At 41.5% G+C, this 20555-nt stretch carries 25 protein-coding genes and 1 pseudogene; 12 read left to right on the top strand and 14 right to left on the bottom strand.

Annotated features, from left to right (window positions below; all coding sequences use genetic code 11):
• Position 1 precedes the first annotated feature (1 nt).
• Entirely contained in the window at positions 2 to 697 is a 696-nt protein-coding gene (locus tag LQ188_RS23295; RefSeq protein WP_230178511.1) for a response regulator, read from the bottom strand.
• Positions 690 to 2300 (bottom strand): sensor histidine kinase, encoded by a 1611-nt coding sequence (locus tag LQ188_RS23290; protein ID WP_230178509.1) that lies wholly within the window; start codon positions 2298 to 2300, stop codon positions 690 to 692. Before LQ188_RS23290 ends, LQ188_RS23295 begins: the two co-directional genes overlap by 8 nt.
• 140 nt (positions 2301 to 2440) lie before the next feature.
• Between LQ188_RS23290 and LQ188_RS23285 the strand changes: the two genes are divergently transcribed.
• A complete protein-coding gene (locus LQ188_RS23285; protein WP_230178508.1) occupies positions 2441 to 3505 on the top strand; it encodes a DctP family TRAP transporter solute-binding subunit in 1065 nt (354 codons plus the stop codon).
• Positions 3506 to 3564: 59 nt separating this feature from the next.
• Here the strand turns inward: LQ188_RS23285 and LQ188_RS23280 are convergent, their stop codons facing one another.
• From LQ188_RS23280 to yidD, 3 genes are all read right to left on the bottom strand, one after another.
• Complete coding sequence (locus LQ188_RS23280) at positions 3565 to 3732, bottom strand: hypothetical protein (protein ID WP_230178506.1); 168 nt, start codon at positions 3730 to 3732, stop codon at positions 3565 to 3567.
• A 359-nt stretch (positions 3733 to 4091) separates the two neighbouring features.
• Positions 4092 to 5051, bottom strand: coding sequence for a zinc ABC transporter substrate-binding protein (locus tag LQ188_RS23275; protein WP_230178504.1), 960 nt, complete (start codon positions 5049 to 5051; stop codon positions 4092 to 4094).
• A gap of 121 nt (positions 5052 to 5172) precedes the next feature.
• The gene (gene yidD, locus LQ188_RS23270) at positions 5173 to 5412 is read right to left on the bottom strand and encodes a membrane protein insertion efficiency factor YidD (RefSeq protein ID WP_101225578.1); all 240 of its coding nucleotides are present in this window, start codon (positions 5410 to 5412) and stop codon (positions 5173 to 5175) included.
• A 191-nt stretch (positions 5413 to 5603) separates the two neighbouring features.
• On the opposite strand from yidD, the gene LQ188_RS23265 reads away from it, so the two are divergent.
• Positions 5604 to 6077 (top strand): S-ribosylhomocysteine lyase, encoded by a 474-nt coding sequence (locus LQ188_RS23265; RefSeq protein ID WP_034310515.1) that lies wholly within the window; start codon positions 5604 to 5606, stop codon positions 6075 to 6077.
• 36 nt (positions 6078 to 6113) lie between these two features.
• Here LQ188_RS23265 and ytzI read toward each other — a convergent pair whose 3' ends face one another.
• A complete protein-coding gene (gene ytzI, locus LQ188_RS23260) occupies positions 6114 to 6269 on the bottom strand; it encodes a YtzI protein (protein ID WP_230178502.1) in 156 nt (51 codons plus the stop codon).
• A gap of 124 nt (positions 6270 to 6393) precedes the next feature.
• Between ytzI and LQ188_RS23255 the strand changes: the two genes are divergently transcribed.
• The gene (locus LQ188_RS23255; RefSeq protein WP_048686502.1) at positions 6394 to 6834 is read left to right on the top strand and encodes a DNA starvation/stationary phase protection protein; all 441 of its coding nucleotides are present in this window, start codon (positions 6394 to 6396) and stop codon (positions 6832 to 6834) included.
• 96 nt (positions 6835 to 6930) lie between these two features.
• On the opposite strand, the gene LQ188_RS23250 is transcribed toward LQ188_RS23255, so the two are convergent.
• A complete protein-coding gene (locus tag LQ188_RS23250; protein ID WP_034310524.1) occupies positions 6931 to 7188 on the bottom strand; it encodes a DUF6154 family protein in 258 nt (85 codons plus the stop codon).
• A 241-nt stretch (positions 7189 to 7429) separates the two neighbouring features.
• Here LQ188_RS23250 and LQ188_RS23245 point away from each other — a divergent pair, with 241 nt between their 5' ends.
• Together LQ188_RS23245 and ytkD are read left to right on the top strand one after the other, a co-directional pair.
• The gene (locus LQ188_RS23245) at positions 7430 to 7774 is read left to right on the top strand and encodes a hydrolase (RefSeq protein ID WP_101225576.1); all 345 of its coding nucleotides are present in this window, start codon (positions 7430 to 7432) and stop codon (positions 7772 to 7774) included.
• Positions 7775 to 7879: 105 nt separating this feature from the next.
• Complete coding sequence (ytkD, locus tag LQ188_RS23240) at positions 7880 to 8350, top strand: RNA deprotection pyrophosphohydrolase (RefSeq protein ID WP_101225575.1); 471 nt, start codon at positions 7880 to 7882, stop codon at positions 8348 to 8350.
• 140 nt (positions 8351 to 8490) lie between these two features.
• Here ytkD and LQ188_RS23235 read toward each other — a convergent pair whose 3' ends face one another.
• Genes LQ188_RS23235 through LQ188_RS23225 form a run of 3 tightly spaced genes read right to left on the bottom strand, consistent with a single transcriptional unit; the run spans position 8491 to position 11026 of the window.
• On the bottom strand, positions 8491 to 9282 hold the full coding sequence (locus LQ188_RS23235; RefSeq protein WP_230178500.1) for an ABC transporter permease: 792 nt from the start codon (positions 9280 to 9282) through the stop codon (positions 8491 to 8493).
• Entirely contained in the window at positions 9272 to 10042 is a 771-nt protein-coding gene (locus LQ188_RS23230; protein WP_101225573.1) for an ABC transporter ATP-binding protein, read from the bottom strand. The genes LQ188_RS23235 and LQ188_RS23230 overlap by 11 nt, the downstream gene beginning before the upstream one ends.
• A gap of 27 nt (positions 10043 to 10069) precedes the next feature.
• Positions 10070 to 11026, bottom strand: coding sequence for an ABC transporter substrate-binding protein (locus LQ188_RS23225; protein WP_101225594.1), 957 nt, complete (start codon positions 11024 to 11026; stop codon positions 10070 to 10072).
• A 180-nt stretch (positions 11027 to 11206) separates the two neighbouring features.
• Between LQ188_RS23225 and LQ188_RS23220 the strand changes: the two genes are divergently transcribed.
• Positions 11207 to 11995, top strand: a complete 789-nt coding sequence (locus LQ188_RS23220; RefSeq protein ID WP_230178498.1) for a prolyl oligopeptidase family serine peptidase — start codon at positions 11207 to 11209, stop codon at positions 11993 to 11995.
• Positions 11996 to 12043: 48 nt separating this feature from the next.
• Positions 12044 to 12286 (top strand): DUF2584 domain-containing protein, encoded by a 243-nt coding sequence (locus tag LQ188_RS23215; RefSeq protein WP_101225571.1) that lies wholly within the window; start codon positions 12044 to 12046, stop codon positions 12284 to 12286.
• A gap of 85 nt (positions 12287 to 12371) precedes the next feature.
• Here LQ188_RS23215 and LQ188_RS23210 read toward each other — a convergent pair whose 3' ends face one another.
• Together LQ188_RS23210 and LQ188_RS23205 are read right to left on the bottom strand one after the other, a co-directional pair.
• Complete coding sequence (locus LQ188_RS23210; protein WP_230178497.1) at positions 12372 to 12635, bottom strand: hypothetical protein; 264 nt, start codon at positions 12633 to 12635, stop codon at positions 12372 to 12374.
• A gap of 101 nt (positions 12636 to 12736) precedes the next feature.
• Positions 12737 to 12928, bottom strand: coding sequence for a hypothetical protein (locus tag LQ188_RS23205; RefSeq protein ID WP_230178495.1), 192 nt, complete (start codon positions 12926 to 12928; stop codon positions 12737 to 12739).
• 115 nt (positions 12929 to 13043) lie between these two features.
• Here LQ188_RS23205 and LQ188_RS23200 point away from each other — a divergent pair.
• Both LQ188_RS23200 and LQ188_RS23195 read left to right on the top strand, forming a co-directional pair.
• Positions 13044 to 13499, top strand: a pseudogene (locus LQ188_RS23200) (DUF523 domain-containing protein).
• Between the two features lie 38 nt (positions 13500 to 13537).
• Positions 13538 to 14308 (top strand): TSUP family transporter, encoded by a 771-nt coding sequence (locus tag LQ188_RS23195; protein WP_230178494.1) that lies wholly within the window; start codon positions 13538 to 13540, stop codon positions 14306 to 14308.
• A 72-nt stretch (positions 14309 to 14380) separates the two neighbouring features.
• Here the strand turns inward: LQ188_RS23195 and LQ188_RS23190 are convergent, their stop codons facing one another.
• The gene (locus LQ188_RS23190) at positions 14381 to 14788 is read right to left on the bottom strand and encodes a VOC family protein (RefSeq protein ID WP_101225568.1); all 408 of its coding nucleotides are present in this window, start codon (positions 14786 to 14788) and stop codon (positions 14381 to 14383) included.
• A 269-nt stretch (positions 14789 to 15057) separates the two neighbouring features.
• Positions 15058 to 16200, bottom strand: a complete 1143-nt coding sequence (gene wecB / locus LQ188_RS23185; protein WP_290370145.1) for a UDP-N-acetylglucosamine 2-epimerase (non-hydrolyzing) — start codon at positions 16198 to 16200, stop codon at positions 15058 to 15060.
• A gap of 189 nt (positions 16201 to 16389) precedes the next feature.
• Between wecB and LQ188_RS23180 the strand changes: the two genes are divergently transcribed.
• Genes LQ188_RS23180 through LQ188_RS23170 form a run of 3 tightly spaced genes read left to right on the top strand, consistent with a single transcriptional unit; the run spans position 16390 to position 20278 of the window.
• Positions 16390 to 17595: a glycosyltransferase family 4 protein gene (locus tag LQ188_RS23180; RefSeq protein WP_363320614.1), complete on the top strand. Its 1206-nt coding sequence runs from the start codon at positions 16390 to 16392 to the stop codon at positions 17593 to 17595.
• 23 nt (positions 17596 to 17618) lie between these two features.
• Positions 17619 to 18935: a glycosyltransferase gene (locus LQ188_RS23175; protein ID WP_101225565.1), complete on the top strand. Its 1317-nt coding sequence runs from the start codon at positions 17619 to 17621 to the stop codon at positions 18933 to 18935.
• 41 nt (positions 18936 to 18976) lie between these two features.
• The gene (locus LQ188_RS23170; protein ID WP_101225564.1) at positions 18977 to 20278 is read left to right on the top strand and encodes a nucleotide sugar dehydrogenase; all 1302 of its coding nucleotides are present in this window, start codon (positions 18977 to 18979) and stop codon (positions 20276 to 20278) included.
• Positions 20279 to 20555 lie beyond the last annotated feature (277 nt).

Genomic DNA, 20555 nt, shown 5'->3' with positions numbered 1-20555 from the left:
TTTAAGGTTTTTGAAGCCGGTATCTATTGACTGGACGGCCTATGCTGCCATATTGTACGTCAAGCTGAAGGACTTCTTCGCCATTCAAGTATTCAAGATAGCGCCTTGCTGTAACTCTGGCGATTCCAATCCCATCAGCCACTTCTTCTGCAGATAGTGACCCAGGCTGGGTCTTAATGAACTTCGTCACTTGCTCAAGAGTCGCTCCATTCAATCCTTTGGGAACATCATATTTCGGACTCGCTACAGAATGTTTTTTATTTTGAAAGAGGATTCGGTCGAGTTGATTTTGAGAAATTTGATGGTCAGGTTCAACCTCCATCCGAAAAGCAAAATATTGCTCCAGCGTATGTTTTAGCCTATCAAATTTAAATGGCTTGATTAAATAGTCAAATGCCCCGTTCTGTATCATTTTTCTGATTGTTTTCTGATCATTTGCCGCTGAAATGATGATGACATCCACATCCATTTGCTCTTTTCTGATTTGATAAAGTGTATCAACCCCGTTTAAAGATGGCATGAAGATGTCCAAAATGACAAGGTCGGGTTTAGACTGCCTGATTTTTTCCAGACCTTCAAGCCCATTTGAAGCTGTATCAACGACTTTAAAGGCAGGCAGGCGCTCGATGAACTGTTTGTTGACCTCTTGGACCATTGGGTCATCTTCAATTAAAAGTACACGAATTTTGTTAGTCATTTTGGTTCTCCTCTATATCGTGCATCGGAAAAGAAAGAAAAAAGCTTGTTCCTTCGTCAGGGCGTGTCGTGAATTTCATTTCGCCGTTCGCTTTTTTTACAATTTGGTCTATTAGATAAAGACCAATTCCTGATCCTTCCGCACCTTTTGTTGTAAAACCATACTCGAATATATCTTTATGAATGTCCTTGGGAATGCCGGGTCCGTTATCCTCAAGCACGATTTGACAATGAAGTTCATCCTGGTAGATGGATAGATAAACCTGTTTTGTTTCCTCTGAACAATGCTTTAACGCTGCGAATGAGTTTTCGATCAGGTTTCCGATTATCAAAACAAAATCGTGATGATCCAAATCAGCGGGGAAGCGGTCCAATTTCGTGTGCTGGTCCATGATGAGCTTGATTCCGAGTTCCCTACCCAAGGAGATCTTACTTAATATAAGCCCCACTAAATTATCATCGTGAATGTGCTTCGTTAAAAACCTGGTCAATTCCTCTTGTTCTTCCGTAATCTGAAAAATGTAATGCAGCGCTTCGTCAAGATTGCCTAGCTGGATCAATCCTGCTATCGTATGAAGTTTGTTCATATGTTCATGGTTTTGAACGCGCAGAGCCTCAACGAATGCTTTGACACTAGTCAACTCTTCAGCTAGCTTCGTCACATCGGTGCGATCCTGGAAAATGGCCACGGCACCGATCGTTTTTTCCGCAATCTTTATCGGTACCCGGTTGCTTACAATATTCCTGTTTTGAACGGAGATCTCCTGATTAAAGATGGGAGATGTCCGGTCAAGCACTTCCGGGAGACGGGTATCGTGTATAATATCATTGATATTCTTGCCTATGACCGCACCATTGATATTGAAAATTTGCTTAGCCTTTTCATTGAAAATCGTGATGGTCTGATTATTATCTATGGCGATGACCCCTTCATGCATGGCATTAAAAGCAGCTGTCCTTTCAACCAACATCCTTGTAATTTCATGGGGTTCAAGTTGGAAGGTCTCTTTTTTTATCCTTTTTGCCATGAGCCATGAGCCGCATACCCCGAATAGAAGTGTAAGGACCAGGATAATCGCGATTTCGCCTTTCAAGTCCTTGATTAATTCCGGTATGGTAGGCAAGATATTCCCAACCAGTACGACGCCGATTTGTTCTCTATCTTTATCAAGGATCGGCACAAAGGCGCGGACGGAAATGCCAAGTTCGCCAGCCGCCTTTGAAAGATACTCGTGCTCAGCGAACGCAGCACTTTCATCACTGCTTTCCGAAGGGGTCCCCAATTGGCTGTACACCGGATGGGAATAACGTATATGCTGATTGTTGAGCACAACTATATAATCTGCTTGATGGATTTTCCTTAAGTTTTCAATAATCGGATTGAGCTGTGTCCATCCTTTGGGCTCACGGACCAATTTTTGTACTTCAGGGAGTTCGGCAATGGTATGGGCAGTTATCATGGATCGTTTGCCAATTTCATCTTCCCTGACCGAAACGATATTTCCGAATATAAAAATCCCGCCTATTAGTATCGAAAAAGCGACGATTACGAATGATAGCAGGGTGATTTTAATTTGAATGGGCATATGAAAGGATTTATCCATTGTTTTTCCTCCATTACTTCTATACTTTATAGTAACAGAATTTCTATCACTTTTCGCTATTTTTCGCGCATTGTATTACGACAGCAAAAAGCTGTGATAGAATAGTGATAATGTGAAGTGAGCGGTGAGGAGTTGTAGGAATGCGTGCATTATGGGGGTACTTCTTATTAATTGGCTTGGGGCTGTTGATAGCCGTGTATATATCGTTTCAATCGTTCTTTACAAGCTTCGGTTTCAATTTGCCGAAGGATGAGGAGCAGGTCGGGATGAAGGATCAAATCGTGATCAAGTTCAGTCATGTCGTTGCCGAAAATACACCTAAAGGTCTTGCTGCGAACCGATTTGCCCAACTTGTCGATGAATATACCGATCATCGTGTCAAAATTGAAGTTTATCCTAATCAATCATTATATAGTGATCATGAAGAAATCGAAGCATTACAAGAAAACAAGGTGCAGATGATTGCACCGACTACATCTAAAATTACGAGCATATCAAAGAAGTGGATGCTATTGGACCTCCCTTACGTTTTTCCAACGGACGCTGCCTTGCAGGAAGCGTTGAATGGGGAAGTGGGGGAAGAACTGCTAAAGCAGCTGAATACCATCGATATAGAGGGACTCGCATTTTGGTCGAATAACTATAAACAGATCACAAGCAGTAAACCGATACGGCATCCAAGTGATTTTGCAGGAAAGAATTTTAGAATCATGCCAAGTGCAGTCCTGGAAACTCAATTCAAGCATTTTGGGGCGACAACTGCTGAGCTGCAGTTTAATGAAACATATAAAAGCCTTGAAATTAAAGAAACGGACAGCCAGGAAAATACGATTTCGAATATTTATTCCAAGAAAATATATGAGGTGCAAAATTATTTAACGATCAGTGATCACGGTTATTTAGGGTATGTCGTCATGATAAACAAGCCGTTTTGGAACAAGCTCCCTTTGGATATTCAGCAGCAAATCCAAAGGGCGATGGATGATACAACGAAATGGCTATGGATCAAATCAAATGAATTGAATCAGGAGCAGCTTCGGGAAATCCAGCAAAAATCGAATATTGACATCTATACACTGTCAGATGAAGATAAGAAAGAATGGATGAATGAGATGACTGTCATTTATCCGGATTTCGAATCAACGATTGGAACCGAATTGATGACGAAAATGGAAAAGATCCGTGAGAAGCATTTAAAGGAATAACTAACGGAAGGGAATCCCATAGAAAGGGGTTCCCTTCTTCTTTATAGTTCCCGATAGAATTACTCGTCTTGATTTTGTAAAAAATCCATCATCTCTTCATAATCATATGTTTTTAAAACCAAACGATTTTCATCAAACACGATGAATACAGGTTCTTTCTTTAATTCAAGTTTTGGATATTGCTCATTCAATGACTTGTAAGATACTTCATTTGTAATTGGGCCCACATTGGTTATATTACACTCTTCTAGTAAATCAAATGTAATTTCTTTTCCAACGGCTTGGAGCGAATACTTATGACCCTCACTAAGCAAAAGATGCGGATGAATTCTAGCGAAATCATCTTTTTCATATTCTCCCTCTCTAAGCTTAAATTTGATTGGTTCATAAATTGTAATAATTAAAGCTTATCATAGGTTGCTTAAGAACAGGAGGCTATCAGCAATCGATTTACTTTGTCAAGAATCGAAACTCCAACTCAAATAAGGGCAGGTGTTTTTGCCGAAAGCTGACAAAAAGAAAAGAACTCTTTATAGTACCGATGTACAAAAAGAAGCGGATCCAATGGGATCCGCTTCTTTCTCGTCTATTGCAATGCAGTTTGCAGTGTCTTGATGTTCTTTTCCATTAAACTAAAGTAATCTTCGCCGGCTTCTATATCTTTATCCGTCAACACTGAAAGATTATGGAGCTCAAGTGATTTCGCTCCCATTTCCTTTTGGATGATTTCGGTTAGTTTAGAACTGATATTCTGCTCAAAAATGACGTAGTTCAAGTCTTCTTCTTCAGCCATGGTTACGATTTTTCCCAGTTCCTTTTGAGAAGGTTCGTTTGAAGACGTAAGTCCTGTCACGCCAATTTGTTCTAATCCGTAGCGTTCCTCCCAATAACCATATGCAGAATGGGAAACGATGATCTTATTGGTACGGCCTGACTCGATCGTCGTCGAGAATTTTTCATCAAGTGCTTCAAGCTTTTCGGAAAGCTCATTGAATTGGCTGTTGAAATATTCTTCCTGTTCCGGCATTTTTTTCGTTAATTCGTCCCTGATTGTTTTAGCCATGTCAATGGAATAGATGGGATCTAACCACAAATGCGGATTAACGTCCCCATGGTCATGACCGTCTTCTTCATGAGCATGTTCGTCTTCATCTTCATGAGCATGTTCCTCATCTTCATCGAGGTGAACCGTTTCCCCCACCGCAATTGTGCTGACGCCTTCTTTGCTTAGAATAGGTTCAGCCTTGGTTACAAAGCCTTCAAGATTATAGCCAATATAGAAAAACAGGTCTGATTCAGCCATTTTCACAATATCCTTTTGAGAGGGTTCGAATGAGTGTTCATCCGTTCCGGGAGGATAAACCGTCTCGACGTTTACGTACTCCCCGCCAATGGCCTCAGTGAAGTATTGTAAAGGATAAACCGTCGTATAAATATCCAAGGCATCCTTGGTTTCTTCTTTACTCGATTCTCCCTTCGAGTTGCCGCAGGCTGACAGAAATACCGCAGTAACAAGGAAAAGCGAGAGCAATGCTCGAATTTTCATATGAAATGCTCCTTTATAATTCGTATTGATTACGATTTGAATTTTATGTGGTAAAAACGAAATGATTACGATTTGACTTCTGTATGATACAAAAGATTGCAAAAGAAAGCAAGGGTTTTTTCTATTGGTCCTCACTTTTTTCTTTTTTTTCGGGAACAAGGTCAATGCCGCCTGGATGAAACGGATGACATTTAAGAATCCGGATGAGTGATAACCAGCTTCCTTTTATAGGTCCGAAACGATTGATCGCTTCCAAACCATAATGGGAACAAGTTGGATAAAAACGACAGGTGGGCGGTTTTAATGGAGAAAGAGCAACTTGGTAAAAACGGATGATTCCCATTAATATTTTTTTCAACACGATGCCTTCATCTCTTTTCGAGTAAATTGACTACCCTCAATTATAGCATATTTTCTAAATTTCCAATAAGGGTAAAAAAGGAATAAGCATATTGGTAATCCGATTGATATAATGAGAATTAATTTTAAAGGATGAAATATATTGTTATTCAAGGTAAAATAGAGATGACATACAATTAAGGAGTGAATTAAATGCCTTCAGTTGAAAGCTTTGAATTAGATCATAACGCTGTTAAAGCCCCATATGTTAGACATTGCGGTGTCCATAAGGTAGGAACAGACGGTGTTGTTAATAAATTTGATATCCGTTTTTGTCAGCCAAATAAACAAGCGATGAAGCCGGATACGATCCATACTCTGGAACACTTGCTTGCATTCAATATCCGTAAGCATTCCGAGCGCTTCGATCACTTTGATATCATCGACATTTCGCCAATGGGATGTCAAACAGGATATTACCTTGTGGTCAGCGGCGAGCCGACAGTGACGGAAATCATCGATGTTCTTGAAGATACTTTCAAGGATGCTGTTACAATTACTGAAATTCCTGCTGCAAACGAAAAACAATGCGGCCAAGCAAAATTGCATGATCTTGAAGGAGCTAAGAAATTAATGAATTTCTGGCTTGCACAAGATAAAGAAGATCTTCATAAAGTTTTCGGTTAATAAAAAAGTTCCTGTCCTTTGTGACAGGAACTTTTTTTATTTTTCGGGTTCTTCTTTTTTTCCCTCATCCTCTGGCAAAGGTTCGACCGGATCCACTGTATGCTTGTATCTATAACCTTTTCCGATTGTTAAGACCGATAATGCCAATACAATCAGAATCACAATAATGGAGATAACTAAAACCGTAATCATACTTTACAGCTCCTAACGTTCACAATTTAGATTCATTTTAGCATAAGAACCGAGTTAGATAATGTTTCAATTTTAGAATAGAGGGAATTATAAAGGTATAACCAACTTACGGAGGTAGATATTTATGGCTCAGAAAAAATTAGGAACTTTAGTGAATAAGGAAATTGCAAACTTCAGTGTTCTTTATACGAAAATTCATAATTACCACTGGTTCGTGAATGGACCGCACTTCTTTGAACTTCATCAAAAACTGGAAGAATTATACAAAGAAGTGACATCCAACTATGACGAATTGGCCGAAAGATTATTGGCCATTGGTGAAAAGCCGGTTGCTACCCTTAAAGAGTACATGGAATTAACGACGATCGAAGAAGCGACAGGAAATGAAAATACAGAAGATATGGTTCAAAGCGTCATCAGTGATTTTGAGAAGCTCTCCGAAGAGTTCCTGGAAATCATCGAAGTTGCCGAACAAGAAGATCCGGTTACGGCTGATATGCTGACAGGCATGAAGAAAAGCTTAAACAAACATGCTTGGATGCTGCGTGCGTATTTAGGACATTAAGATTTAGGAAAAGCCCTGCTTCGGTAGGGCTTTTTTTTTGGTTAAAACAATAAAAAAGGCATCCATCAAAAGAGGGACACCTGACATGGTATGTATTTAATGAATATTCCTAGGCGGAAAATGTGTAGGTTTCGTGTCGCTCATACTATTTTGAGCGAACTTCCCTTTTAACGTTTCAATAATGTAAAGGCCCATCAAATTGGTCAGTTCTTGATCATCCATCTCTTGAAGCAATTCGAAAATTTCCTTGCGGTCAAGCTGTTCCAGAACCGCAAAAGTAAGCATATCAATATCTTCTTCATCACCAGTCATCTTATCACGGTACATATTGTATAATTCTTCAATTAACTTCAAAACTTTCACCTCACATTTATTAGAAATCCGTTATCTCTTTATATGTAGGTTATCAAAAAAAACTCTGGGTGCATATAAAAATCTTAAGGGATGCTTGGGCTTATTATATGTTTTACCCTTTGAAAGATACTTTAATCTATTATTTAACATCTTTGTTCTTCTGTAAACAAAATTTTCCATTGTATGAAGTGGGGAAATACGTGAAAAATAAGCGTAGGATATATGGAAAGGGTGGATGGATGTGTCTGAAAACAGGAAAAAATATTACATTTGGCTTCCAAATGGGCAGATAACACAAGATAAGGAAAGTTCTCCATGGAATTTCGAGATCGAGGCGACAGATAATGAAATCATAAAATTACGTGAATTATTTGATTATAACTATTCAGTAGGGGAAGAAAATTTTTACCGGGCACATGTCCCATACCTTCAATATCATTTTGACCGTGAAAATGATAAACAGGATATAACACTCCAAAAAATTTATGAGATGATTTATGCCCTGGGTACTGAAGAAGGAAGAAGGCATATAGAAAGCATGGGGATTTTACAGGCAAAACCAACAGACGATGGCCTCGAATATTGAGGGGCCATCGTTTTTTGATGGGTTCTTGCTGGATAGTAGTTTTTTTTACCCATATAATGAATGAAGGGGCATAGCATTATTTCTTATACGGAGAGAAGGGGAAAAATGAAACGTTTTCTTGATATGAACGGATATAAAGTCGAATTCTCCGAGAATCCTGTCTTTGGAGAATCTTGGCATGTTTTTGTACTCAGCAGATATAAGGGCAGGTGGGTATTGACCAAACACAGAGAACGGGGATTGGAGTTCCCTGGAGGTAAACGGGAAGCAGGGGAATCGATTGAAGAAACAGCCATACGTGAAGTGTATGAAGAAACAGGAGGCTTGGTGGGCCAGCTGCAATTTTTGGGACAATATAAGGTACATCATCCAGTCAAGCCATTTGTTAAATCGATATACTATGCTGCATTGCGTGGGTTAGAAAAGAAACAAAATTACCTCGAAACGGACGGCCCGGTCTTTTTGGAAGCATTGCCGGATGTACTCGGTGAGGAGTTTAGCTTCATCATGAAAGATGAAATTGTACCGTTGAGCCTATCAAGATTGAGTGAAGGCAATTTGCTGAGAAACGATTGAATCGCCGGAATTCACGAGTAAACTAGAGGAATTCACGAGTAAATCGCCGAAACTCACGAGTAAAACATCCGAAACTCAACTAAATTCATTTTTTACCTCAAGCATGAATGAAAAACTGCCGAGGTTTATCGGCAGTTTGGTTAGTCTTTGATTAATTTTCTCTCGAGCAGTTCTACTAGTTGATACATGATTGTGGCAAATACGGCAATGATCATTAAGGAAAGCATTACGAGGGTGAAGTTGAAGACTTGAAAGCCATAAATGATTAGGTAGCCGAGTCCTTTGGCTGAAACAAGGAATTCCCCTACGATGACGCCGACCCAGGAGAGGCCGACATTCACTTTCAATGTTGAGATGATCGTTGGGAAGGAGGCGGGTAATATGGCTTCCCGAAAAGCTTGTGTTCTTGTGGCGCCAAAAGTTTGGAGCACCTTCAGGTAGTTCGGGTCCACTTCGCGAAATGCGGTGTAGACGACGATGGTGGTGATGATGATGGAGATGATCGCCCCCATCGAGATGATGGATGGAAAGCCAGGGCCGAATGCTACGATGATGATGGGGCCGAGTGCCACTTTCGGCATGGCATTTAAAATGACGAGATAGGGGTCAAGAGTTTTGGATAATCTTGGCGACCACCATAGCAGGGATGCCAGGATCGTTCCAAGCAGTGTCCCTATGATAAAGCCGAGAACTGTCTCGAATAGGGTCACTCCGGAATGGGATAGAAGTGTTCCATCACCCAATTTCTGTATGAAAAGATGCCACACTTTAGTTGGGGAGCTGAAGATGAGCGGGTCAATCACTTCCATTCTGGATAAAAGTTCCCAACTGCTGAAAAAAACGATGAAAATCAGGATCTGATAAAAGCGAATGAGCCTGTTTTCTTTTTTTAATGAGGTTTTATATTGGTTATGAAGCTGTTCAATATTCAAGGCTCTCAAGCTCCTTCCAGATCGTTTGGAATAGCGTCGGATACTGTGGATGGTTGCGTGCATGGAAAGGTGAGAGTTCCCGCAGTTCATCGGGCACCTTGAAGGTTTTGTGCACGCTTCCCGGGTTCGCAGAAAACAGATAGATGCGGTCACTCATTGCAATGGCTTCACCGATATCATGGGTGACGAGCACAGCTGTCTTTCCGAAGGATTTAAGAGTTTCAAAAACAAGGTCTTCCAGCTTCAACTTCGTTTGGTAATCAAGAGCCGAAAACGGTTCATCAAGCAAAAGGATTTTTGGGTCGACCGCCAGTGTCCGTGCCAGTGCAGCCCTTTGCCTCATTCCTCCAGAGAGTTCGCGCGGATATAATTTTCCGGTGCCTCCCAATCCAACGTCACTTAAAAGTTTCAGCGTTTTTATTCTCTCAATGCCTTCATCCTTTTTAATCAGTTTCAATCCTAATAATATATTTTCTTCAATTGTCTTCCATGGAAATAGATAATCCTGCTGCAGCATATAGCCGATTGAAAGGTCACTGTTGGCTTTCAGCGGTTTGTTTTCGAGCAGGATCTTTCCTGCAGTGGGCGGAAATAGCCCGGCGATGATGGAAAGTAGGGTGGTTTTTCCGCAGCCGCTCGGACCTAGAAAAGAGACGAATTCACCTTTTTCAATGTCGAGGGAAATGTCCGCTAGTGCGGTCGCTGCCGTCTGATTTGAAAAATAAGTATGGTGAATGTCTTGGATTTTTAAAAAGCTCAACTGACATCCTCCTTACCTTTAGCTATGCTATTTTGTAACTTCTTCAGCAAAATCTGTATTGACCAGCTCTTCATGGCTTATGCGTGAAGGCAGCTCGCCTGCTTCATCCATGATGTTTTGCAGATTGTTCCATTCTTCTTCATCAAGAATGGGGTCGGTGGCAAAGGATCCTTGTTCTTTGTAGCGGTTGATAACTGTTTCCATCGTCTCGATATTGGTATCTTCAAAATACGGCTGAATGACATCGGCAATTTCGGCAGCATCATTTTCCTGAACCCAATCCTGTGCTTTCTTCAATGCCCTCGTGAATTTTTCGACAGTCTCTTTGTCTTCTTTCAAATAGCTTTCCTTAGCCATATAAACTGTATAGGGAAGATGCCCGGACTCTGTGCCGAAAGACGCGACGATATAGCCTTTTCCTTCTTTTTCAAAAACACTGGCCGTTGGTTCGAACAGTTGAACAAAATCGCCGGTTCCTGAAGCGAAGGCAGTTGCGACGTTCGCAAAATCAATGTTCTGGATGAGGTTCAAATCTTTTTTCGGGTCTATGTTATGTTTTTTCAATACGAACTCGCCGGCCATTTGCGGCATCCCGCCTTTTCGCTGGCCTAGGAATGTAGAGTTTTTCAGCATATCCCAATTGAAGTTGTCAATTTTTTCACGTGAAACAAGAAACGTTCCATCCGTCTGTGTTAATTGAGCGAAGTTGATGACGGGGTCGTTCGAACCTTGTGCCTGAACGTAAATCGATGTTTCAGAGCCAACGAGAGCAATATCCGCCCCATCGGACAGAAGCGTGGTCATCGTCTTGTCGCCGCCTGCCGTCGTTTTCAAATCAATGCTGAGACCCTCATCTTTAAAAAATCCTTTTTCAATCGCTACATATTGAGGTGTATAGAAAAGGGAGCGGGTTACTTCGGCAACCCTGACCTTCGTTGTTTCCTGTTCCTTGTTGCCGCATGCTCCAAGCGGGACCACCAGCATGCACAGAAGTAAAAATACGACACCTGCTTTACACCATTTTTTCAAAATTCCTTCCTCCTTGATATATAGGTATTTTGCCTACATTATCGTATGAACTGAAGAAAAAAATGTGAATGCCTCGCAGGGGATAAAAACAAGCGGATGTTTTACAATAAGATTAATGAGAAAGGAGAGTGGAAATTGGAGAACGGAACAATTATTTCAAAACGGCGGTTTCCATCACCGCATCCACGAATCCATCTTTATTCAGTTACGTACATATCACAAGGCCTGAAGGTAAAGGGGTTGCTGGCTGAACCTGTTGATGGCGAAATACATGATGCCTTCTTATATTTACGCGGCGGTATTAAAAATGTCGGCAAGGTGAGGCCCGCTAGGATCGTGCAGTATGCCGTAGAAGGTTTCATCGTTTTTGCCCCTTTTTACCGTGGGAATCAAGGCGGAGAGGGAGATGAGGATTTTGGAGGCGAAGATCGATTCGATGCGATATCAGGATTCAATCTTCTTGAACAGCATCCCCGAGTGAATAAGGATCACATTCATATCCTTGGATTTTCCCGTGGGGGCATCATGGCGCTTTGGACGGGGATATACTGTAGGAATGCAGCGTCGATCGTCACATGGGGTGGAGTGTCGGATATGTTTTTAACATATGTCGAACGTGTCGATATGCGTCGGATGATGAAGCGGGTCATCGGCGGTACACCTAAAAAATGCCCCGATCAATATGAATACCGTACGCCATTGTTTGTGATTGAAGATTTGAATGTACCCGTACTGATCATTCATGGTGAAAAAGATGACAATGTCGCCATAGAACACGCGTACCGGTTGGAAAAAAGATTGAAAATGCATGACAAAGAGGTCGAAAGCTGGTATTTCCCTCAATTCACACATTACTTCCCACCGGCCGTGAACAGAAAAGTAGTCGAAGATTTAACATCTTGGATGAAAAGTAAAACCGAATAATGATAGAATGAAGTATATACTAAGTATATTGGCAAGGAGGAGATACACATGGGCATGCCTATGGAGCTAAATACCATGATCGTGACAAAAGGGAACGAAACCCGTGAAGAAGAAAACATTTTTCGGCTGTCGAAAGCTGGATACAGGTTATACCCTATCGATATTCCAATCGATGTCCGTAAAACCATTCAATCTGACTCAAGCGGAACAGCCGTTATCCAAAAAATTGAATGGACCAGTGAAAAGACCATCATTACGTACCAACTACTATCACTGAACTCAACTAACTAAATAGACAAGCGCTTGCCGGGAATCCTCTTCGCTGCAAGCGCTTTTTTTGATTGTGTGGCAGAATTCGACCAGATGTGCGAAAAATTCAGGCTGCACACCAACAATTCGACCATACACGCACAAAATTCGATTCACGCACCAACAATTCAACCGTAACCGCCCATAAATCGACCCACGCACCAACAAAATCGACCCACGCACCAATAGATTCGACCGTAACCGCATATAATACGACCCACGCACCAATAGATTCGACCGTAACCGCATATAATACGACCCACGCACCAATAGATTCGACCGTAACCGCATATAATTCGACCCACGCACCAATAGATTCGACCGTACACACTCATAAATCGACCCACGCACCAACAATTCGCCCGTACACGCCCATAAATCGACCCACGCACCAACAATTCGCCCGTACACGCCCATAATTCGATTCACGCATTAACAATTCAACCATACACGCCCATAAATCGATTCACGCATCAACAAAATCAACTGTAAACACTCATAAATCGACCCACGCATCAACAAAATCGACCATACACGCCCATAATTCGATTCACGCATCAACAATTCAACCGTAACCGCCCATAAATCGACCCACGCACCAACAATTCGCCCGTAACCGCCCATAAATCGACCCACGCATCAACAAAATCGACCGTAACCGCTCATAATTCGACCTCTGCACCAATAATCCAACCTACGGTGGTAAAATGGTGGAAAGCGCATGAGGTGGGGTGATTTGATGATTTTGGTGAGTGCTTGTTTGGCGGGGCTTGAGGTAAGATACAATGGTACACATAGCCTGGATGATGGAATTATGGAATTAATGAGGGAGAAAAAGGCTATAGCGGTTTGTCCTGAGTTGCTTGGCGGTTTTTCGACACCGAGGGAGCCTGCTGAGATAGTCGGCGGTGAAGGTGGCGATGTCCTTGATGGAAAAGCGAAGATCATCGAAAAGTAGGGCCGGGATGTAACGGAATTGTACATAAAGGGAGCGAATCTTACGTTATTGAAAGCCCAGGAGGTAGGGGCAACGTTAGTCGTTTTAAAAGAAAATAGTCCATCCTGTGGGAGTGCCACGATTTATAATGGGGAATTCAAGGGGGAGAAGAAGGTCGGGAATGGAGTGACCGCGGCTTTGCTTAGGCGGCATGGATTCACTGTCATTTCAGAGGAAGGGTTAATTGAAAAAGAGTAATGGCATTTTAGATAGTGCTTTTGAAAGAAGGGGAATACATGGAGGATATCAATCTCTATACTTTGTTATTTTTAGTACTTGCGGGTTTTATTGCCGCATTCATCGATTCCGTCGTGGGCGGGGGCGGTTTAATTTCCATTCCGGCTTTATTGTTCACGGGGATTTCGCCTTCAGCGGCACTTGCCACTAACAAGCTGGCGGGTACCATGGGATCTTTAACGAGTACGATTTCATTCATTCGGGCTGAAAAAGTGGATTTCAAATTCGTTATCAAGCTGTTTCCGATTACTGTGATTGGAGCGGCGTTAGGAGCATACGTTGTACATTTCGTTTCCGCAGAGATACTGAAACCCCTCATTTTGATTTTATTGATCGTTGTTGCGATTTATACGTTAGTAAAAAAGGATTGGGGTAAAGATGCAAAGTATAAAGGGCTGACAAGGAAGAAAACGATTCTTTTAATAGTCATAATATTTGCGATTGGTTTTTATGATGGTTTTCTAGGACCAGGCACAGGTTCCTTTTTATTATTTTCACTTTTGATCATTGGGTTTGATTTTGTCCGGGCTGCCGGGAATGCAAGAATATTGAATTTTGGAAGCAATATTGCCGCACTTATCATTTTCTTATCTATGGGGACCGTTAATTTTGCCTATGGAATTCCGATGGGTCTTGCAATGGTTGCAGGAGCACTGGTAGGAACGAACTTCGCAATTAAAAAAGGTGCTTCCTATGTACGTATATTATTTATTTGCGTCACGATTTTATTGATTGGAAAAAATGTCCTTAATTATTTTCATGTATTTTGATGCATCGTTTCCGTGAATGATTCTATTAAAAATGGCCGGGGATACAAATCGTATTTTCGGCCATTTTTACATTCATTTTGTGAAATTCAAGTCCCAGTGAATGCCGAATTTATCCTTGACCTTACCATACTTAGCTCCCCAAAAGGTATCTTGCAGTTCCATTAAGGATAATCCTTGTTCACACATAACCTCATATAAATGCTGGATTTCCGAGTCGCTTTCACATTCGAGGACCAATGCTACATTATTCCCGGCATCAAAGGGATTGCCTGGAAAAGTATCGGATACCATGATCAACATATCGCCTTTTTTGATTTTTGCATGCAGAACAAGTTCATTCGCTTCTTCAGGTGTTGGGAAATCAGCTTCACCGTAGGTTTGCATATCGGTAATCTCTGCTTGAAATACTTCTGCATAAAAGGCTAATGCGTCTTTTGCTTGTCCATCGAAGATTAAATAGGGGGTAACTTGATTTTTCATACTAATCCTCCTGTTTCATGTCATGACTATCAATTCGACAGGGAGATCTTATCCTCCTTTATATTCACGGGGGCTTAGCTGCATTTTCGATTGTGAGTCATGTTCATTTCCTCATCCAAAAAATTAAAATCAAATTTTCTTGTCAAAACAAGCTTCGCAGATGTAACTTCCTTTTTTTAATATGCTTTTTAATCTGGAGCGAATCCACCTTGTAATGAAAAAATCCTGCCGCTTACATGACAGGATTTTTTCATTACTATATTTTTCTTTCATAATGGAAGGGGGGACTTCATTCCGCAATGTTTCAATAGGATTTCAACTATGCGTTGTGAAGCGAATCCATCTCCATATGGGTTGGAGGCTGTCGCCATTTTTTTATAGGTTTCTTCATTTGTAAGTAAGTTTGTGGCTAATTCATAAATTCGTTCTTCCTCAATTCCAGCCAATAAAAGGGTACCAGCATCGATTCCTTCCGGACGTTCTGTTGTATCGCGTAACACAAGGACAGGAACACCAAGTGAGGGAGCTTCTTCTTGCACACCTCCGGAATCTGTCAATATTAGATGGGCATGCGCCGCAAAATTATGAAAATCAAGCACCTCAAGCGGCTCTATTAAGTGGAGTCTTTCCGTTTCACCAAAAATCCGGTAAGCAATTTCACGGACTACAGGGTTTTTATGAAGCGGGAAAACTACTTGGATATCCTTGTGATCTTCAAGCAGCCGTTTGACGGAACGGAATATTTCTTCCATTGGTTTTCCGATATTTTCTCGTCTGTGCGCTGTCATCAATAACATGCGATCCCCATTCAAACCAGATAGAATCGGATGTTCATAATCTTTCCGTACTGTTGTTTTCAACGCATCGATTGCCGTATTTCCAGTAATATGAATACAATCACTCTTTTTATTTTCCAAAATTAGATTCTCTGCGGCCTGATTTGTTGGCGCAAAGTGCAAATCAGCCAGGACACCTGTCAGCTGCCTATTCATTTCTTCAGGATATGGAGAATACTTATTACCAGTCCGGAGACCAGCTTCAACGTGACCAATCTGTATCTTATTATAGAAAGCGGCCAAGCTTGCGATGAAAGTTGTTGTTGTATCCCCGTGTACGAGGACGATATCCGGTTTTATATCTTTCATGAGAGAACTCAATTTTTCAAGCCCTCGAGTTGTAATCTCTTCTAATGTTTGTCTATCCTTCATCATATCCAAATCGTGATCCGGCTTTATTTTAAAACATTGCAAGACTTGGTCGAGCATTTCCCTATGCTGGGCGGTGACCACCACGATGGTTTCTATTTCTTCTGGATGCTTTTTCAGTTCCAAAACGACTGGTGCCATTTTGATAGCCTCTGGTCTTGTACCAAATACGGTCATGACCTTAATACGTTGTTTAGGCATGCTCATTTCCTCCCCTTCTGAATGTCTCCCCCATTATAACGGGAAGTTCATGGGAAATATAAAAATGAAACAATAATTAACAGAATTTTTACAATATTAATGGGGACTTTATATTTCTTTAACCTCCAGTTAATATCTGGCATTTACAATATAAAGCAGGAAGTAAGCAAAGCAGAATAGAGGTGATAGGCGAATATGAAAAGTGTCCTGATGATCGTGCAAAACTTTTATCCGGAAATCGGAAGTGCGGGAAATAGAATGAAAAATATATATCTCCATTTGAAAAGAAACGGATTTGAGGTAACGGTCATCACATTGAAGCCGAGTTATCCTAATCAAAGTTTATATCAAGATACAAAGTTTTGGGATGAAGAAAGCATTGAAGAAGATGTCATCAGGATTAAACCGGACAAAGTGAAGAGGTATACAAGCAATATGGGGAAGCGGTTGCTTCATTATCTTGAAGCGATGTGGCTTTTCATTTATACAATCATCCGTCTCGAAAAAAAATATGATTACGTGTTTGCCACGACTCCGCCAATCTTCCCGACACTGGCGGCGTTGATCGCCAAGAAAAAGATGAAGGCGAAACTCATTACCGATGTCAGGGATCTATGGCCGGAATCGTTGATAGGAGTGGGAGTATTTAATAATAAGTGGGTTTTGAAAATCGCTTTCTTTCTGGAAAGGAAGCTATATCGGCTTTCAGATTTCATTATCATCAATAGTCCTGGTTTCAGGGATTATATCGTTGCAAAGGGAGTCAAGGAAGAGGCCATCCAATACATCCCCAATTCGCTTACTGCGGATGAGCTGACGTTAAAGAACTTGCTTACACCTGTATCGGAAAAGGTGATCAAGGTCGTTTATGCGGGGAATATCGGACTGGCCCAGGACTTGAAAAAGCTGATAGCCGTAGCTGAAAAGCTAAGGGAACATAAACAAATCGAGTTCTCGATGATTGGATATGGATATCGGATATCCGAAGTGGAGAAGGAGATAAGCTCTAGAGGGCTGACAAATATTAAGATGATTAATGCGATGAATCGAAGAGTGACTCTTCATGAAGTTTCAACGTCCCATATTGCCTATGTGAGCTTGGTTGAAAAAGAAGTCTTCAATAAGGTGCTGCCTGGTAAAATCATCGATTATATGTGTGTCGGAATACCCATTGTCGGTGATGTGGACGGCAGGGCCAAGAAGATGCTATCAGAGGCGAAATGCGGGTTGGTGGCAGAGAGCAGAAATGTTGATGAAATCTGTCAGCATATCTTGACCATGGCCTCAGATCCAGCCCTTCGTGAAGAACTGGGGGAAAACGGTCATCGGTATGCTAAACAACATTTTCAATGGTCTAAAAATATTAAAGGTCTCATCAATGTGATGGAAGCGTCAGGCTGAAAAATTCGGAAGTGGAGGACAACATGGCGAAGAATGTATGTATGTTCGTGTGGAATCACTTTACAAACGATGCAAGGGTTCTAAGAGAATGCACAGCACTTACTGAAGCGGGTTATGAAGTCGATTTAATTGCCATTCATAACTGGAAAATCGAGGGTTTGCCCAAAAAGGAGAAACACGAAAATGGTTTCACTGTCACTAGGGTGAATAATCGCTGGGATGCGCTTCATAGGATTCTCAGGATCGTAGGCAAATTGAAGAAAAAGAAGTTTGAAATCGTTCTATTGGCCTTATTGGTCTGGAATACGTTGTGGAACTTGAACTTGATCAACGGCTGGTTGGGATCGGCAATACTGTTCGGCTCATTTGCACTCCTTGCGATGGGCACCCTGATGATCACTAAAACGAAGCTGCCGACACTATTAACGAGGAGCTACATTTTTGGTCAAATGATCTATCATGGGCGGAAAAGGAAATATGATTTTTATCATTCAAATGACTTGAATACGCTCATGCAGGGAGCGATCAGCAGTAAATGGTTGAGAAGGAAAAAGCTGATTTATGACTCGCATGAAGTACAAACCAGCAGAACGGGATATAATAGCCGAATTTACGGGATGATGGAGAAATTCCTATTAATGTTCGTGGATGAAATGATTGCCGAAAACCATACGAGAGCTAAGTATAACGAAGACTTATATGGTCTGTATCCCAAGGTGGTCCATAACTACCCGATTCCAACCAATCCGGAGGAAAGTACGGCCGTGAATTTGCATGAGCTGCTCGATTTGCCAGAGAATGAACCGATTTTGCTATACCAAGGCGGCGTTCAAATGGGAAGAGGGTTAGAGCAATTGGTTGATGCTGTACCGATGATTGAGGGCGGGACGGTAGTTTTTATCGGAGATGGAAGAATCAAGGATGATTTAATGAAAAAAGTAAGCGACATGAATCTGGAACATCGTGTGAAGTTCTTACCGAAGGTTCCGGTCGACGAGCTGCTCCATTATACAAAAAATGCGTATTTAGGTTTTCAGATATTGAATAATGTCTGCTTTAATCACTACTCCGCTTCTTCAAATAAATTGTTTGAATACATGATGAGCGGTGTGCCTGTGGTTGCCTGCAGCTTTCCTGAAATTCAAAAGGTTGTCGATACGGAAAAAATCGGTGTATGTGTCGATTCACATGATCCAAAATCAATTGCCGAAGGCGTCAATTACTTATTGAAACATCCTGAAAAAAGGGCGGAAATGAGCAATAACTGCCTGAAGGCGCGGCAGAAATACAATTGGAAACAAGAGAAGGAAATCTTTATCGAAATCTATCAAACAGCCTAACAAATTTGAGTGTAGCAGAAAAATAGATAGGAGTGGTTTATATGAAACTTTGTACAATAGGACTTGGTTATATAGGACTTCCGACTTCTTTAATGTTTGCGAAACACGGTGTCGATGTTGTCGGCGTGGATATCCATCCTGAGATTATTTCCAATTTGAATAGCGGCAGGCTCCATATCGAAGAACCTGGATTGGAGGAGGTATTGCAAGAAGTGCTTAATTCCAATAAGTTCCGAGCTGCGTTAAGCCCGGAACAAGCGGATGTTTTCATTATCGCAGTTCCTACTCCAAATAAAAAGGACATGCATCAATCATGTGATTTAACTCATGTCATGGATGCAACCTCAAACATTCTTCCTTTTATCAAAAAAGGGAATGTCATCATTATTGAATCGACGATTGCGCCAAGAAGCATGGATGATCATATTAGACCGATGATCGAGAGGTCTGGACTTACAATCGGAAAAGACATTTTCCTAGTTCATTGTCCGGAACGTGTTTTACCTGGAAGGATTCTTGAAGAGTTGGTTCATAATAACCGTATCGTCGGGGGCATCACGGAAACATGCTCATATAAAGGAAGCCTTGTTTATAAAACCTTCGTTCAAGGAGAAATCATTCAGACGGATGCGAAAACGGCTGAAATGTCCAAACTGATGGAAAACACCTTCAGGGATGTCAATATCGCCCTTGCGAATGAGCTGACGAAAATCTGTTTCGAGCTGGATATCAATGTTTTGGATGTCATATCGATGGCAAACAAACACCCTCGTGTAAATATTCACCAACCAGGACCAGGAGTTGGCGGCCATTGTTTAGCGGTCGATCCGTATTTCGTCGTTGCAAAGGCACCAGAGCAAGCGAGAATCATTAAATTGGCCCGCGATACCAACGTATCGATGCCTTATTATATCGTTAATTCCGTAAGGATGATGCTAGAGGGGATCCGGAAGCCAAAAGTAGCTGTTTTCGGTCTTGCATACAAAGGCAATGTAGATGATATTCGTGAAAGTCCCGCCATTGATGTCGTCAATATCTTGATGGGGATGGAAAACATGGATGTATCCTTGCATGACCCTCATGTCCAATCTGGAAAGATGCCAGTCGTATCAGTGGAAGACGCTGTAAACGATGCCGACTTGATACTTGTCCTGACCGACCATGATGAATTTAAACAAATGGATTATGATAATCTATCAAATCTCATGAGAAATAAATTGATTTTGGATACACGCAATTGCATTGATGCAACTAAAACAGATGTCCCGGTGGCCAATCTGGGCAATATATATCAATACAAAACGATGTCCATGAAAAAAGCCAGGAATAAAGCGATCATCTAAAAACTTGGACAAACATCGATATGAAGAAAAGGACCAAGCGAGAGCTTGGTCCTTTCACGTTTCAGTTTAAATTCGCCCCATTTCCGCCAAGCCCCCGCCAAACAATCTGGCGGGGGCTTGGCTAGCCATATATTAGGCCGTTGCCGCCATTATTCGGCCTAAACCGTACTTATTGACCTAAGACGCCGTTATTGGACGTACAGGGCACATTATGCGGCCGTTCACCGCAGAAAATCGACCTACAGGGTACTATATCCGACCGTTGTCGCAGAAAATC

This window comes from Peribacillus sp. Bi134 (genome assembly GCF_918698065.1).
In the GTDB taxonomy this organism is placed as follows: Bacteria; Bacillota; Bacilli; order Bacillales; family DSM-1321; genus Peribacillus.
This window is presented reverse-complemented; position numbering and strand designations above follow the sequence as displayed.